Below are 14,660 nucleotides of genomic sequence, written 5' to 3'. Positions count from 1 at the left end.
AAAGTTTACAATTCCTTAATTTTTGGTAATTTAAGTCGATTTTTAAATAATATTATGGGTATAGCGCAGCTCGAAGAACAAATTGAGGCCGGAAATTTAAAAGCGGTAAAAGAAATTTTGGTAGAAAACCCAAAATTGGCCAATGTTGATACTTCACATCACATTTCGCCATTATTATTGGCCTGCTATTATAAAAAACAGGAAATTGCCGATTTAATCGCCGAATTTGTTGATGACTTAACCTTATTCGAAGCCTGTGCCGTTGGTAAATTTGATGCCGCTACTTTATTAATTTTTCAAAATCCCAATAACATTAACGAATTTTCTGAAGATGGTTTTACACCTTTAGGTTTAGCCTGCTATTTCGGACATGAAGAATTATCCCGCTTTCTGGTATTAAAAGGTGCAGATGTTAACCAGGCCTCTAAAAATGGATTTAATGTTTTCCCGATCCACTCGGCTGTTGCGGCCAATAATTTTAACATCACCAAAATGTTGCTAGACGCCGGTGCATACCCCAATGTTTGTCAAAAAGCTGGATTAGCGCCCTTACATACCGCAGCGCAACTGGGAAATATCGAAATGATTATTTTGCTTTTAGAACATGGAGCAGAGGTATCTTTACGCATGGAAGGCGGAAAACTACCGGCAGATTTAGCAGCAGAAAAGGGATTTAATGAAATTGCAGAAATTTTAAGAGACGATGATTAATTAGTCGTGAGTCTAGAGTCGTGAGTCTTTAGTCGAAAATGCAGACTGTTAACCCATTTTCCATCAACCATTTTCCATCTTTCCTGCCTACTCCCATATCCTCGACCGCATTCTTTTCATATAAGTCCTGATATCCAGCACCACTGCAGCCAAAAAGTAGAATAAAATAGGGAAACCCACTGCTAAAAACGAGGAATAAATAAAAAACAACCTGACTTTTGCAGTACTCATATTTAACTTGTTGGCTAAATAAGTAGAGACACCAAAACTCTGCTGCTCAAAATAAGTTATAATTCTCTGGAACATTTTAAGCTTATTTTAAAAATCCTAATAACGGTAAATCAACATTAATTATTGCAAACGGGATTATGATTTTGTTTTCAAACCCTAATTTAGCAAAATAATCGGTTAAACCTGCAATACTATTTTTTTTGAAAATATAGTTTATTCGAGAACGAGTTTTTCAAAATCCTGTTTATCCTCGTGTTTAATAAAAAGAATCTGTTGTTCTTCCAAACCGGAAAACTTATTAATTAATTCTGTTTTAAATTGATGAATATCAGCCTCTTTCTTCAATATAACGGTTAATGCGTCTGCATTACCCCTAACTTCGATAATCTGATCAGGATAAAGTTCTTTTAGCTCGTGCGGGAATTCCATAGTTGTTAAAACGGATTATAGGTTAGAAAGTTTTCTACTGGAAAAATTTATCTGATTATGCTTGTTTTAGGATTTTAATTCCAATACCACAAGATAGGCATTTTTTCTCATCACAGTACTGCTTTTTCAACTGTAAAATACCTTGTGAAGCAAATGCATGTCCGATTTTTACACCTGCCCCTGTAAATTTATCAATAATTGCATTTTCTTCAGCGGGAAGACTTTCCAACAATTTTATGGCCCTGCTGATGTAAAACTGCGTAGCTGTATGTTTGCCATAAGCAAACAAGAACAAACCGACGGTATTGAGGAGAATATTATCTACAGAAGATTTACCGATCTGTATGTTTACACCAGCAGTTTCTTTTTTAAAATGATAATGTTTTTTCCAATAATCGTTAATGGGCAGGTTTTCGAATAAGGCACGTAACTGCACTATATCTTTTATTTCCATTACTTTAGAAAAAAGATGATTGGCCTTTACAATTAATGCAGCAAACTGGGCCAATCGGATGGTTGGAAAATTCTGTGGACGCATCCGCATAAATTTCCAGACCGAAATTTCGACTGGTTTTATTTTATATTTCTTCTGGAGAAAACTGAATTCGGCTTTTAGCTTTTGGGGATATTCTTCGTCAAACTGATCATTTAAAAATCCTGCCGCACCAAAAACCAGCGCTTCAATTTGATGGGGGTTATTTTTATGTTTGGAATAAATATTCTGTGGAACTGCTTTTGCAAGCAGCTCGAAAGGTAGCGCATTTATTTTGAAGCCAAAATTACGGGCCATAAAACGATAAAAAGTTTCGTCCCAATTGCCTTTCAGTTCATTTAAAGTTTCGGTAACTGCTGCTGTTTTTTGCTCAAAACGTTCAATCAGGGTTCTGGCTAAAAAAGAATCTACAATCAATGGTTCAACAGTTCCTATTTGGGCAATACAGGGGAAATCGGTAAGGGTAAGGAACAGTTTTTCATATTTTTGGATCAGATCGGCAGATATGCGACTTTTTAATTCGAGCACCGGCAATACCGTATTGTCCATTCTTTTAATTTCGGCATCATGTTCGTAAACTACATGCAAAATTACATTCTCATAAGCAGGGTCTTTTTGATGATTGTGCTTTAACCAATCTGACGATTTGAGGTGGATTTCTACATTGCCAGCCCAAATGGTATCGCCTATTTCGATTTTCGCATGAAAAAAATCCGGTCCGGCGTTTTTATTAAGTAAACCCGGATTGATGATTTTGAGGCTTTCTCCACCAGCCGTTTGCAGGTCTATGTAATCAAAGGACCTGAACTGCCACACGTAATGAAGAAAATCTTCTGGAAAATTCATTCCTGAAGATAATGAATTCTTAAATGAAGTATATTAAATCGTTCGATATGTAAAATAATATATCACTAACTTTCTTTTTCAAGCATAAAGAATTAAAATAAAAAAAGTCATCATTGAGAGGAGGAACGACGAAGCAATCTTAAAAAATGAGTTATAGCGACAGCATTAAGATTGCTTCGTCGGCTGAAAAGGCCTTCTCGCAATGACGATCTTGCGCACTGAGTATAAAACAGTCTCTCTAAGAAGCTAATTGCTAAACCAATTCTGCCTTAATTAGTATCTGCTCCATTTCTTTCTGTAGTTTCAGCGCCTCTTCCCTGGCCTTTTCTGCAAAATCTTCTCCCTGGCCGGCATAAATAATTCCTCTTGAAGAGTTGATCAATAAACCACACTGTGAGTTTAATCCGTATTTACATACTTCATTCAAATCGCCACCCTGTGCGCCAACACCTGGCACCAACAAGAAGTGATTAGGTGCCAGTTTACGTACATCGCCAAAAGCTGCACCACGGGTTGCCCCTACCACATACATCATCTGCTCATCAGTTGCCCAGCTTTGTGATGTTTTAAGCACCTTTTCGAAAAGTTTATCTTCACCTATCTCCTGTAACTGAAAATCGGCATGCCCGCTATTGGAAGTTAAAGCCAGTAGGATTACCCATTTATCTTTAAAATTTAAAAATGGTGTTACCGAATCGCTGCCCATATAAGGCGCTACGGTAACCGAATCGAAACTCATTTCTGATGATGCCGCATTAAAAAAAGTTTCGGCATACATCGCAGAGGTATTTCCAATATCGCCACGTTTGGCATCGGCAATGGAAAAAACATCCTGTGGAATGTATTTCCAGGTTTCGATCAAAGTTTCCCATCCTTTTTTACCGTAACACTCATAAAAAGCAGTATTGGGTTTATAAGCAACACAAAGATCTTTAGTGGCATCAATAATCTGTTTATTAAATTCCAGAATCGGATTTTCATATTTTAACAGGTGTTTTGGGATCCTATCTAAGGAGGAATCCAATCCGACACATAAAAATGAACGTTTTTTTTGTATCTGCTCAAAAAGTTGTTGCTTTGTCATATATGGGCTTATTTGCTGCAAATATGAAGATTTTTAAATTTTCTGAACGATAAAATAATACCCACTTGAATTATTTTTATAAACATTTTAAACTTTTGCTTGCAGATTACGTTTCAAATACATACAATTGCAACATAATTTCTCAACCGTTTATCTGAATATCCCAGAAAAATTTATCAAGATTTACTTTTTGTTATCCTTTTTTAAAAGCAAAATTTGCTTTTTATTCAGCTTGTAAACAATTATGAAACAATTTGAGCATTTTCCATAATGAACTCAATGAATGTTTTATAACCTTAAGAATTTATACACAATGAAACTGCCGGGCTTACGCTAACATAAATATTTTTAGGCCTGTGTAGATTTATAACAGAAAACATCCGTTATAAACAAATGAAAAATTTCTTGAAACATATATATCTAGAATGTTTAGTAAAACAGAATTAAATGATAAGCTCACAACAGAATTACGTGAGCTGGCAAAAAGCTATGGCATTGAAGGTGCCGACTCCCTAAGAAAAATCGACCTTGTTGAAGTACTTTTACACCAACAGGAAATTATAAATGCTGCTAAGGCCGGTGCAGATCCTTATAGCGAAGCAGAACCCATTGCAGCTGCCCCTGCCCCAAAAACCAAAGCTGCCAAAACAACGAAAGTTGCTGCTGCAGCGGCTGCCGCTGCTTCTACAGTGGTTGCTGATAAGCCGGTTGCTGCCGAAAAAGCAGTTGCCACTGAAAAACCTGTTAAAAAGAGAGCAAGGTTAAGTAAAGATGAGCCCGCAGCGCCAATTGAAAGAAGAAGAGATTCGGTAACCTTATTTGATGAACCGCAGCACCAGCAACAACCTGAAAGACAGCCAGACAGAATTGTTGAATCTGAGGAAAGTGTAAAACCAATTTCTGCTTTAATTGAAGAAAGTGCAGAAGTGCTTCCGATAGCTCAGAAGCAAAAACAAGAGCCAAAAGAGAAACAGGAAAAACCACAACGTGATGAAAACCGCCAGCAAAAACAACCAGGCGGTGGCAACCACCACAAAAACGAAAACAGTTATTCTAACTTAGATTTCGATAATGTAATTACAAATGAAGGTGTTTTAGAAATTATGCCTGATGGTTACGGGTTCTTACGCTCTGCAGATTACAACTATTTAACTTCTCCTGATGATATTTATGTATCTCAGTCGCAAATAAAACTTTTTGGTTTAAAAACCGGTGATACCGTTAAAGGTAGTATCCGCCCGCCAAAAGAAGGCGAAAAATATTTCCCGCTGGTTCGTGTAGAAACCATTAACGGCAGAATTCCTGCTGAGGTTCGCGACCGTGTTCCTTTCGATTATTTAACGCCACTTTTCCCAACCGAAAAATTAAATTTATTTACGGATAACAGTAATTACTCTACCCGTATTATGGATTTATTTACCCCAATTGGTAAAGGACAGCGTGGTTTGATTGTAGCACAACCGAAAACAGGTAAAACCAATTTATTAAAAGAAGTTGCCAACGCAATTGCCAAAAACCATCCAGAAGTTTACTTAATCATCTTGTTGATTGATGAACGTCCGGAAGAGGTTACCGATATGGCACGTAGTGTAAGGGCTGAAGTAATTGCCTCTACTTTTGATGAACCAGCTGAGCGTCACGTAAAAATTGCCAATATTGTTTTAGAGAAATCTAAACGTTTGGTTGAAAGCGGACATGATGTAGTGATTCTTTTAGATTCGATTACACGTTTGGCGAGAGCATATAACACAACTGCCCCTGCATCAGGTAAAATATTATCAGGTGGTGTTGATGCAAATGCATTACACAAGCCAAAACGTTTCTTTGGTGCGGCACGTAACATCGAAAACGGTGGTTCATTAACCATTTTGGCTACGGCATTAACCGATACAGGTTCTAAAATGGATGAAGTGATCTTCGAAGAATTTAAAGGAACTGGTAACATGGAGCTTCAGTTAGACCGTAAATTATCTAACAAACGTATTTTCCCTGCCATCGATATTACGGCTTCAAGTACCCGTCGCGATGATTTATTACTTGATAGAGATATTTTACAACGTGTATGGATTTTACGTAACCACCTTGCTGACATGAACAGCCAGGAGGCAATGGAATTTGTTCAATCACAAATAAAAGGAACAAAAAGTAACGAAGAGTTCTTAATTTCGATGAACAGCTAGAAAAAAGGTAAAATGTAAGATGGTAAATGGATAAAGTACGTATTCCATTTACCATTTCACATCTTCCATCTTACATGATATGAAAAGGCATCTCCCTAATGCGATTACCTGTGCAAACCTTTTTTCTGGTTGTATCGGAATCGTTTTTGCGTTTAAAGGCAATTTAGAAACCGCGGCATATTTCGTTATCTTCTCCGGAATATTCGATTTTTTTGATGGGATGGTTGCCCGTTTACTGAATGTTAAATCGGCCATTGGAAAAGACCTGGATTCGTTAGCTGATATGGTAAGTTTTGGCTTTTTGCCCGGGGTAATTATGTTCCACCTATTAAAAGCAAGCGATTATTCATCCGAATACCTACCCTATTTGGGTTTTATCATCACCATTTTCTCGGCGCTTAGGCTGGCTAAATTCAATAATGACGAGAGGCAAACGGAAGATTTTATCGGTTTAAATACGCCTATGAATACCCTTTTTATCTGCTCCTTGCCTTTTATTTCGGTCGATTACCCGCAGATAATTGGTTCTAGTATTTTATTAATAGCAATAACTGCCATAACCAGTTTTCTTTTGGTGAGCGAAATCAAAATATTCTCACTAAAATTCAGCGATTTAAGCTGGGAGAAAAATAAGATCAAATTTATCTTTCTTATTTTATCTTTTATATTGATTGCTTTTCTAAAATTTGCAGCTATACCTTTTGTTCTGGTATTGTATATTGCTTTATCAATACTTCATTTTAGGGGCGCAACTGCCAATAATAAGATTTAACATTCGTTTCTGAGCGTTGCAAATCGCTGGATTAGGTACGTATGCGCTATTGTTTGGCGCTGAGTTTTAATTTCTCTTGTTCAAGCTGCGTACAGATATCAGCGCAAATTAATTTTAGCTTTTCTATATCCGATTGGATTTTATCTGGTCCGATATTATTCTGTGCATGTTTTTCAATTGCCTCAACCAGTTGTTTTACATCATTCCGGCCAATATAACTGAAAGTTGGCTTCATTTTATGTGCACAATGACTCACTTTGCTCCAGTTACCATTTGCAAAAGCGTTTTCCATCTCCGCTAAATAAACCGGGATATGATCGACAAAGGTTTTAAAAAAATCTGCTAAAAATATAGGATCATCGCCAACCATTTCGATCAGGTAGGAAAAATCAAGCGGTTGGTGATGGTGATCTGTCATGATATTATTTTTTTTACCTCGAGCGGGTCTTCTATATTTCTGCTCATCGCTAAAATGGTTTCACCTAATACAGGGTGAACAACATCCGGCGCAATCTCGGCCAAAGGCTCCATCACAAATTTTCTATGCTGCATGTGTGGATGAGGCACCTGAAGTTTATCGGGTACATTAATGATTTCATCGCCAAAAAGGATCAGGTCGATGTCAATCAACCTCTCCCCCCATTTATCTTTTCTTACCCTGCCCAGTTCCTGTTCGATAGTTAATGCATGATCTAAAACTTCCAAAGCACTTAAATTGGTCTGCAAGGCCACTGCCTGGTTTAAAAAGGCCGGCTGATCGGTTTTGCCCCATGCTGCCGTTTCGTACAGCGATGAAACAGCTGTTATCTTACCTATTTTTTCGTTCAATAGTTCAATGGCGCGCTTTAAATTCCCTTCCCTATCACCCAAATTTCCACCCAGTAACAAATAAGCCGTACTGCACTCTAAAGCCTTATTAAGCATCATGTATTTTTATATCTTTACAGCACAAAATTAAAACATTTAAATGAGAGAATTCTTTAAGTATTTATTTGCCTCTATGTTGGGCTTTTTCTTATCGATGGTAATTATATTTATTATCTGCTTTGTGATCATTGTAGGTGCGATATCATCCATTGATAGTGATAAAACAGTTATTGTGTCTAACAACTCGGTACTGTTCTTGAATTTAGACCAGGCCATTACCGAGCGTACACCAAAAAATCCGTTCGGAAACCTGCCTATTGTTGGCAGTGAAGAAAAAGACGGCATTGGTTTAAACGATTTTATTAAAGCCCTACAAAAAGCCAAAACAGACGATAATATTAAATGTGTTTATCTAAACGTGAGCAGCCCGAATGCAGGTTATGCGACTTTGCGCGAGGTTAGAAATGCACTGATCGATTTTAAAAAATCGCATAAAAAAATTATTGCCTACAGCGAAGTTTATACGCAAGGCGCTTATTATCTAGCTTCAGTGGCTGATAAAGTGTATCTAAATCCGGAAGGTGCCTTAGAATTTAAAGGTTTTAGCTCTGAACTGACCTTTTTTAAAGGAACTTTAGAAAAAGTTGGGGTAGAAATGCAGGTCATCCGCGTGGGAAATTACAAAAGTGCAGTTGAGCCTTTTATTTTAGATAAAATGAGCGATTATAACCGGAAACAGGTTACTGCTTATGTTGGTGGTTTATACAATACATTCCTATCTGATATTGCATTGAGCAGAAATATCCAGAAAGATAGTCTTTACGCTATTGCTGATAACTATAAAGTTCAACAGCCACAGGATGCCGTAAATTTTAAAATGATCGATGCTTTAAAATATAAAGATCAGATTTTAGAAGAGTTGAAAGGCTTATCAGGAAGAACCAGGGGCGAAAATATCCGCTCTGTTTCTATTAACGATTACGCCAAGAACAATACTGATACGGGCGAAGGAAAAGATAAAGTTGCCGTAATTTATGCCAACGGAGAAATTAGCGGAGGCGAAGGATCTGATAATCAGATCGGTTCAGAACGCATTTCCAGAGCGATTAGAAAAGCGCGTTTAGATGACGATATCAAAGCGGTTGTACTCCGTGTAAACTCACCAGGTGGTAGTGCATTGGCTTCGGATGTAATCTGGAGAGAAATAGTGTTGACCAAAAAAGAAAAACCGGTTATTGCATCTTTTGGCGATGTGGCCGCATCGGGTGGTTACTACATCGGTTGTGCTGCCGATAGTATTTTTGTTCAACCCAATACCATTACAGGTTCAATTGGTGTGTTTGGTATTATCCCGAATTTCCAAAATTTAATGACCAACAAACTTGGAATTACATTTGATGGTGTTAAAACGGGTAAATATGCAGATATTATGGCTACGAACCGCCCTATGACAGAAGGTGAAAGATTTATTATCCAAAATGAATTAAATAGAATTTACAGCGGTTTTGTGAGCCGTGTGGCCGATGGCAGAAAGAAAAGCAAAGCTTATATTGATAGCATTGGTGGTGGCCACGTTTGGATCGGAACAGATGCCGTTCAGATTGGTTTAGCCGATAGAATCGGAAGTTTTAATGATGCCATTAAAGCAGCCGCTAAAAAAGCTAAGTTAAAGAAATATAAGGTTGTAGAATACCCTGATGTAATTGATCCCTGGAAATCGTTAATGGATGAAGGTACAGATAAGATTAAAACCTATTATACCAAACAGGAACTGGGCGATAATTACTTTTTATACCAACAAATGAAAAAGGTAATTGCAAGCTCGGGTATCCAGGCCAGAATGCCGTTTGAAGCAGTAATTAAGTAAAATTCAGACCTCGCAGGTTTCAAAAACCTGCGAGGTCTAATCTAAAGTTATGCATCTCAAATCTATTATCTAAATTTCTCTATTTATTCAATCAGTTTCCATTCAGGATGCAAGGTTAAATAAGTTGCATTAACCGGAATATTAGCCGGATGTACCGTTAAAGAAATGCTTTTCCCTTTTAAAAATTCGAAACCAATTCCGTCTTTTTTCACATCGTAAACCGTTACCGTATCTTTTTCTTCATTTAAATAAGAAGAAAGTTTTTCGATGCCTGGGAATTTCAGCTTGGTATCTTCCAAAGTACCGCCTGTTGCCAACCCATCTTGTGTTTTAAACTTGTTTGAGGTAATCCTGATCTGTTTTACGTCTTTTACCCGCATACTGGTATCACGGTAAGAAGAATAAACGGCCAGTTCATCCCGGTGTTTTGTCGTCGAATCGTTGCTGTACCAAATACCCCAGGCTTTCCCCATCGCGGCATCGCCCGCATCAGGTCTGCCAAGCTTTTTACCTACCTGCTCCATATCTTCTCCTAAGGCTATTTCACCAACCGAACGACCAGCTACAACTAAAAACCGTTCATCTACAGCTTGCGCTGGAATAGAAGTTGTGTTCAGGACCGAATCACCCTTATTTTCATCCGTTTTCTTTGCAGATTGGCACGCAACCAAACTTATACTTAATCCTAAAAGGATAGTTTTTATAGATTTCATGAGTGTAAAACAACGCTTTAATAAAATTGTGTTTAGAAATTGATAAGCTCCGTCAAAATTTGGGGCATTATTTCCTAATTTTACCCCCTATGGAAAATAAGACCATCGCCCGCACCTTACGCCTTTTATCGCAGCTCATGGAACTGCATGAAGAAAATCCTTTTAAGATTAAATCAGTTGCAAATGCCTATTTCAAAGTAGATAAACTCCCTTTTGCATTAAGAGACAAACCTTTAGATGAACTGGATAAAATTGAAGGCATTGGTAAAGGCCTGGCTTCCAAAATAGTAGAACTGTTACAAACCGGAGAATTACAGGAGCTTAACGAAATACTCGATAGAACACCCGAAGGTGTGGTAGAAATGCTGGCCATAAAAGGCATCGGACCGAAAAAGATTTTCATTATCTGGCGAACCCTTGGGATAGAGAGTATTGGTGAACTGTATTACGCCTGTAACGAAAACCGCTTAATCGAAGCAAAAGGCTTTGGTTTAAAAACACAGGAAGAAATTAAAAGTGCCATCGAATTTAAACTGGCCGCCAACGGCAGATTTCTATATGCACAGGTGGAAGGTTTTGCCAAAACTTTGTTTACGCAACTTTCTGTTTGGACCGCAAATATTGATGATCTTGCACTTTTGGGCTTCGCCGGTCAATACCGCAGGGCATGCGAAATTATTGATGAATTAGAAATCGTAATTGGTACTGAACAAATCGATGCCATTAAACAAAACTTGCCTGCTTTCGAACCACTCTCGCTTATCGAAGCTGAAAACTCATTTATCTGCACTACTGAGGCAGGTTTTAGGATAAAACTACACGTTGTTGAAAAATCAGCTTTTTATTTACAGTGGTTTACACTAACAGGAAATACCGAACATGTTGAAAAAGTATTGGCTTTAGCTGGCAATGGGCCTTTTGCAAATGAAGAAGAAATATACAGCAAGGCAGGATTAACTTTCATCGAACCTGAACTACGCGAAGATTTTGATGAAATTGAACTGGCAAAAGCTAACAAACTCCCAACGCTGATCCAATACGAAGATTTAAAAGGCAGCTTGCATAACCACTCTACCTGGAGCGATGGGGTACATACTTTAGAGCAGATGGCCATGTATTGCAAAGAGAACTTAAATCTTCAGTATTTGGGGATATGCGATCACTCCAAAACGGCTGTTTATGCCAAAGGATTGAACGAACAACGCGTTTTCGGTCAGCATCAGGAAATTGATGAACTGAATAAAAAACTCGCTCCCTTCAAAATTTTTAAAGGTATTGAAAGCGATATTTTAAGCGATGGCTCATTGGATTATTCGGATGATATTTTAAAAACATTCGATTTTGTAGTAGCATCTGTGCACAGCAACCTCCGTATGGACGAAGCCAAAGCGACGGCACGTTTGTTAAAAGCCATTGAAAACCCATATACGACCATTTTAGGACACCCAACTGGTCGCTTATTATTAAGCAGGGCCGGATATCCGATCGATTATAAAAAAATTATTGATGCCTGTGCAGCAAACAAAGTGGTGATAGAAATCAATGCCAACCCCTTACGTTTAGATTTAGACTGGCGCTGGCACCGTTATGCTTTGGAAAAAAGTGTATTACTTTCCGTAAATCCAGATGCCCACCGCACCGAAGGATTCCATGATATGCATTATGGCATTTTAGTTGCACGTAAAGGAGGTTTAAGTGCTGATAAATGTTTAAATGCTTTCACCTTAGAGGAGATTACTGCATACTTTAATAGTAAAAGGCCAAATTAACCACAGATGAAAAGGGTGAACACAGATAAGTTTAAATCTGTGTTTATCTGTGAAAATCTGTGGTAAAAAAACATAACTTTGCCCCATGATAAGTGAAATTGCCAACCGCATATTTAATCAGGTAATTACAGACTACCACAAGTTTGATGATATTGACCATCCGGTTGAAAACCCGTATGATGCTGAAAGTTTAGAGCATCTTTTTTATGTTAAAAACTGGATTGATACTGCCCAATGGCACATGGAAGATGTCGTGCGTAATCCGCAAATTGATCCTGTTGAAGGTTTGAGCTGGAAAAGACGCATTGATGCACAAAACCAGGTACGTACCGACATGGTGGAGTTTATTGACGGTTATTTCTTAAATCTTTATCAGGGAATTTCAGCTTTACCCGATGCTAAAATCAACACAGAAAGTCCTGCCTGGGCAATCGACAGACTTTCTATACTGGCATTGAAAATTTACCACATGCGCGAAGAGGCAGAACGAGAAACCGCCACACCTGAACACCGCGAACAATGCCAAACCAAATTAAATGTACTGCTATCGCAACGCGATGATCTATCAACCAGTATTGATGAATTATTGGCCGATATTGAAGCGGGCAAGAAATACATGAAAGTGTACAAACAGATGAAAATGTATAACGATCCAAGTTTAAACCCGGTGTTGTATAATAAAGTATAGAAAGCAGAAAGGCCAAAGCTGAAAGCGAAAAGTCATGTCATCAACCCAAAAAATAATCGTTTTACGTTTTTCGGCCATGGGCGATGTGGCCATGGTGGCTTCCGTTTTACAGGAATTTTCAGAGCAAAACCCAAAAGTGGAGCTCATTATGGTAAGCCGGCCTGCATTTAAGCCATTTTTCGATCATATCCCCAATCTCATCTTCCATCCTATCCAGCCAAAAACAACTCATAAAGGGATAGATGGACTATATAAACTTTATCAAGAGCTTCGCAGCTATAAGCCAGATGCGATAGCAGATTTACACGATAATTTAAGAAGCAGGGCCATTTCTACCTTTTTTCGTTTAACTGGCGTAAAAATTAGAAGGATAAATAAAGGAAGAGCAGAAAAAAAAGCATTAACGCTTACCAGTAACAAAGTTTTCAAACCATTAAAAAAGACGGTAGAACGTTATGCTGATGTTTTTCGCAATCTAGACTTTAATCTTAAACTAAGTCATAAAATAAATAAATCACCGCAAGCTATCCCTGAGCAAGCACAGAATTTATTTATTAATAAAACCACAAAAAAAATAGGCATCTCTCCTTTTGCACAGCACATTTACAAAGTTTATAACTTAACAAAAATGGAAGAAGTAGTTGCTTCCTTAAGTAAACCAGGTTACGAAATTTTCATTTTTGGAGGTGGAAAAACAGAACAGGAAATTGCCGGAGAATGGTCAAAAAAATATACTCATACCCATAATTTAATCGGAAATTTTAACCTGACGGAAGAACTGGCCATCATCTCGAACCTGGATTTAATGCTAAGTATGGATTCTTCTGGTATGCATATCGCATCGCTTGTTGGTGTGCCTGTAGTTTCGGTGTGGGGACCAACACATCCTTATGCCGGCTTTTTAGGTTATGGGCAATTGGAAAGCGATTGTGTTCAGATTGATCACCCTTCGAGGCCAAATTCTATTTATGGAAACAAACCCTGCCTTTGCGGTGTTGAAAGTTGTATAGACTTAATTAAGCCTGAAACAATTGTAGATAAAATTAAAGAGAAACTAAATGGCTAAACAACTACTTTTAGTCCGTCACGGAAAATCAGATTGGGGAAATCTTGATTTAAAAGATTTCGACCGGCCGTTAAATAAACGTGGCAAGGAAAATGCGCCTGAAATGGCTGAAAGATTGATTAACCGCGGTTTTAAAATCGATCAGATTGTGAGCAGTCCGGCAAAAAGAGCAAAATCTACTGCAAAATATTTCGCCGAGGCTTATAATATCGATCAGATCTATTTCGAAGAATCCATATACGAGGCCAATACCAAAACCTTGCTCAAAGTGGTTAATGGCTTAAATGACTCAGCTAATGAAGTGGTTATGTTTGGCCACAATCCAGGTTTTACCGATTTCTCGAATGAATTATGCGATGCCGACATTTACAATATCCCAACTGCTGGTATGGTATTAATCTCTTTTCCTTTTGATTCGTGGCAGATGGTGAGCAAAGGAACAGGAGAAGTGGTGTTTTTTGATTATCCTAAAAACAGTGATGAGATTTAGGTAAAATTAGCCACGGATTCACAGATTAACACGGAAGACTATTTCATGACAGGTTGGCTTCAGCTACCTGATCCTAAACCTTTGGATGCCAGGTTAGCCACGGATTAACAGATTAACACGGAAACTGGCACCGGAGAGGTTTTCCCCCGACGGGCTCAACCCAGAGTTAAATAAACCCGGTAGTAGCGGCAGCTCCCGATCCTTCATCGGAGCTACAGCGAATAATGGGGCTGAAGAAGCCAGAAACTGCTGACAAACATTTCCAAAAAACATTACATCGATTTAAAAATATCACAAATCCTGTACGCATATCACAAATTCGATAAGAATATCACAAATCAAATAATTTTATTAACTTTGACTATATAAAACGAAAATCTGGCAATAGACATTTCGGTGAATTCATAACCTCAACTCTTCTGGTTATTTCATAATTCGTATCGCCAGAAAATTT

At 38.0% G+C, this 14,660-nt stretch carries 15 protein-coding genes; 8 read left to right on the top strand and 7 right to left on the bottom strand.

Annotated features, from left to right (window positions below):
• Positions 1-54 precede the first annotated feature (54 nt).
• On the top strand, positions 55-711 hold the full coding sequence (locus tag H9L23_RS05375; RefSeq protein ID WP_187594005.1) for an ankyrin repeat domain-containing protein: 657 nt from the start codon (positions 55-57) through the stop codon (positions 709-711).
• Positions 712-798: 87 nt separating this feature from the next.
• On the opposite strand, the gene H9L23_RS05370 is transcribed toward H9L23_RS05375, so the two are convergent.
• The 4 genes from H9L23_RS05370 to pyrF all read right to left on the bottom strand — a co-directional run bounded on the left by H9L23_RS05370 (position 799) and on the right by pyrF (position 3,794).
• Positions 799-1,017 carry a PspC domain-containing protein gene (locus H9L23_RS05370; protein WP_047799560.1) on the bottom strand — a complete coding sequence of 73 codons (219 nt, stop codon included), beginning with the start codon at positions 1,015-1,017 and terminating at the stop codon, positions 799-801.
• A gap of 138 nt (positions 1,018-1,155) precedes the next feature.
• Positions 1,156-1,371, bottom strand: a complete 216-nt coding sequence (locus H9L23_RS05365) for a hypothetical protein (protein ID WP_025142918.1) — start codon at positions 1,369-1,371, stop codon at positions 1,156-1,158.
• Positions 1,372-1,426: 55 nt separating this feature from the next.
• On the bottom strand, positions 1,427-2,710 hold the full coding sequence (locus tag H9L23_RS05360; RefSeq protein ID WP_187594004.1) for a DUF2851 family protein: 1,284 nt from the start codon (positions 2,708-2,710) through the stop codon (positions 1,427-1,429).
• A gap of 253 nt (positions 2,711-2,963) precedes the next feature.
• Positions 2,964-3,794 (bottom strand): orotidine-5'-phosphate decarboxylase, encoded by an 831-nt coding sequence (gene pyrF / locus H9L23_RS05355; protein WP_187594003.1) that lies wholly within the window; start codon positions 3,792-3,794, stop codon positions 2,964-2,966.
• Positions 3,795-4,219: 425 nt separating this feature from the next.
• On the opposite strand from pyrF, the gene rho reads away from it, so the two are divergent.
• Positions 4,220-5,974 (top strand): transcription termination factor Rho, encoded by a 1,755-nt coding sequence (gene rho, locus H9L23_RS05350; protein WP_187594002.1) that lies wholly within the window; start codon positions 4,220-4,222, stop codon positions 5,972-5,974.
• 79 nt (positions 5,975-6,053) lie between these two features.
• Positions 6,054-6,746, top strand: coding sequence for a CDP-diacylglycerol--serine O-phosphatidyltransferase (gene pssA / locus H9L23_RS05345; RefSeq protein ID WP_187594001.1), 693 nt, complete (start codon positions 6,054-6,056; stop codon positions 6,744-6,746).
• A gap of 46 nt (positions 6,747-6,792) precedes the next feature.
• Here the strand turns inward: pssA and H9L23_RS05340 are convergent, their stop codons facing one another.
• Both H9L23_RS05340 and folK read right to left on the bottom strand, forming a co-directional pair.
• Complete coding sequence (locus H9L23_RS05340) at positions 6,793-7,164, bottom strand: Hpt domain-containing protein (protein ID WP_246474851.1); 372 nt, start codon at positions 7,162-7,164, stop codon at positions 6,793-6,795.
• Positions 7,161-7,673 carry a 2-amino-4-hydroxy-6-hydroxymethyldihydropteridine diphosphokinase gene (folK, locus tag H9L23_RS05335; protein WP_187594000.1) on the bottom strand — a complete coding sequence of 171 codons (513 nt, stop codon included), beginning with the start codon at positions 7,671-7,673 and terminating at the stop codon, positions 7,161-7,163. The genes H9L23_RS05340 and folK overlap by 4 nt, the downstream gene beginning before the upstream one ends.
• Before the next feature lie 40 nt (positions 7,674-7,713).
• Between folK and sppA the strand changes: the two genes are divergently transcribed.
• Complete coding sequence (sppA, locus tag H9L23_RS05330; protein WP_187593999.1) at positions 7,714-9,480, top strand: signal peptide peptidase SppA; 1,767 nt, start codon at positions 7,714-7,716, stop codon at positions 9,478-9,480.
• A gap of 83 nt (positions 9,481-9,563) precedes the next feature.
• Here the strand turns inward: sppA and H9L23_RS05325 are convergent, their stop codons facing one another.
• A complete protein-coding gene (locus H9L23_RS05325) occupies positions 9,564-10,193 on the bottom strand; it encodes a hypothetical protein (RefSeq protein ID WP_187593998.1) in 630 nt (209 codons plus the stop codon).
• Between the two features lie 89 nt (positions 10,194-10,282).
• On the opposite strand from H9L23_RS05325, the gene H9L23_RS05320 reads away from it, so the two are divergent.
• The 4 genes from H9L23_RS05320 (at position 10,283) to H9L23_RS05305 (ending at position 14,206) form a co-directional block, all read left to right on the top strand.
• Positions 10,283-11,962, top strand: a complete 1,680-nt coding sequence (locus H9L23_RS05320) for a helix-hairpin-helix domain-containing protein (protein ID WP_187593997.1) — start codon at positions 10,283-10,285, stop codon at positions 11,960-11,962.
• A gap of 85 nt (positions 11,963-12,047) precedes the next feature.
• A complete protein-coding gene (locus tag H9L23_RS05315) occupies positions 12,048-12,650 on the top strand; it encodes a DUF4254 domain-containing protein (RefSeq protein WP_187593996.1) in 603 nt (200 codons plus the stop codon).
• 34 nt (positions 12,651-12,684) lie between these two features.
• Positions 12,685-13,716, top strand: a complete 1,032-nt coding sequence (locus tag H9L23_RS05310) for a glycosyltransferase family 9 protein (protein WP_187593995.1) — start codon at positions 12,685-12,687, stop codon at positions 13,714-13,716.
• The gene (locus tag H9L23_RS05305) at positions 13,709-14,206 is read left to right on the top strand and encodes a SixA phosphatase family protein (protein ID WP_187593994.1); all 498 of its coding nucleotides are present in this window, start codon (positions 13,709-13,711) and stop codon (positions 14,204-14,206) included. Before H9L23_RS05310 ends, H9L23_RS05305 begins: the two co-directional genes overlap by 8 nt.
• Positions 14,207-14,660: the final 454 nt, after the last annotated feature.

Origin of the sequence: Pedobacter roseus, from assembly GCF_014395225.1 — a bacterium.
Lineage (GTDB): Bacteria > Bacteroidota > Bacteroidia > Sphingobacteriales > Sphingobacteriaceae > Pedobacter > Pedobacter roseus.
Note: the sequence above shows the minus strand (reverse complement) of the source record. Positions and strands in the feature narration are given on the sequence as shown.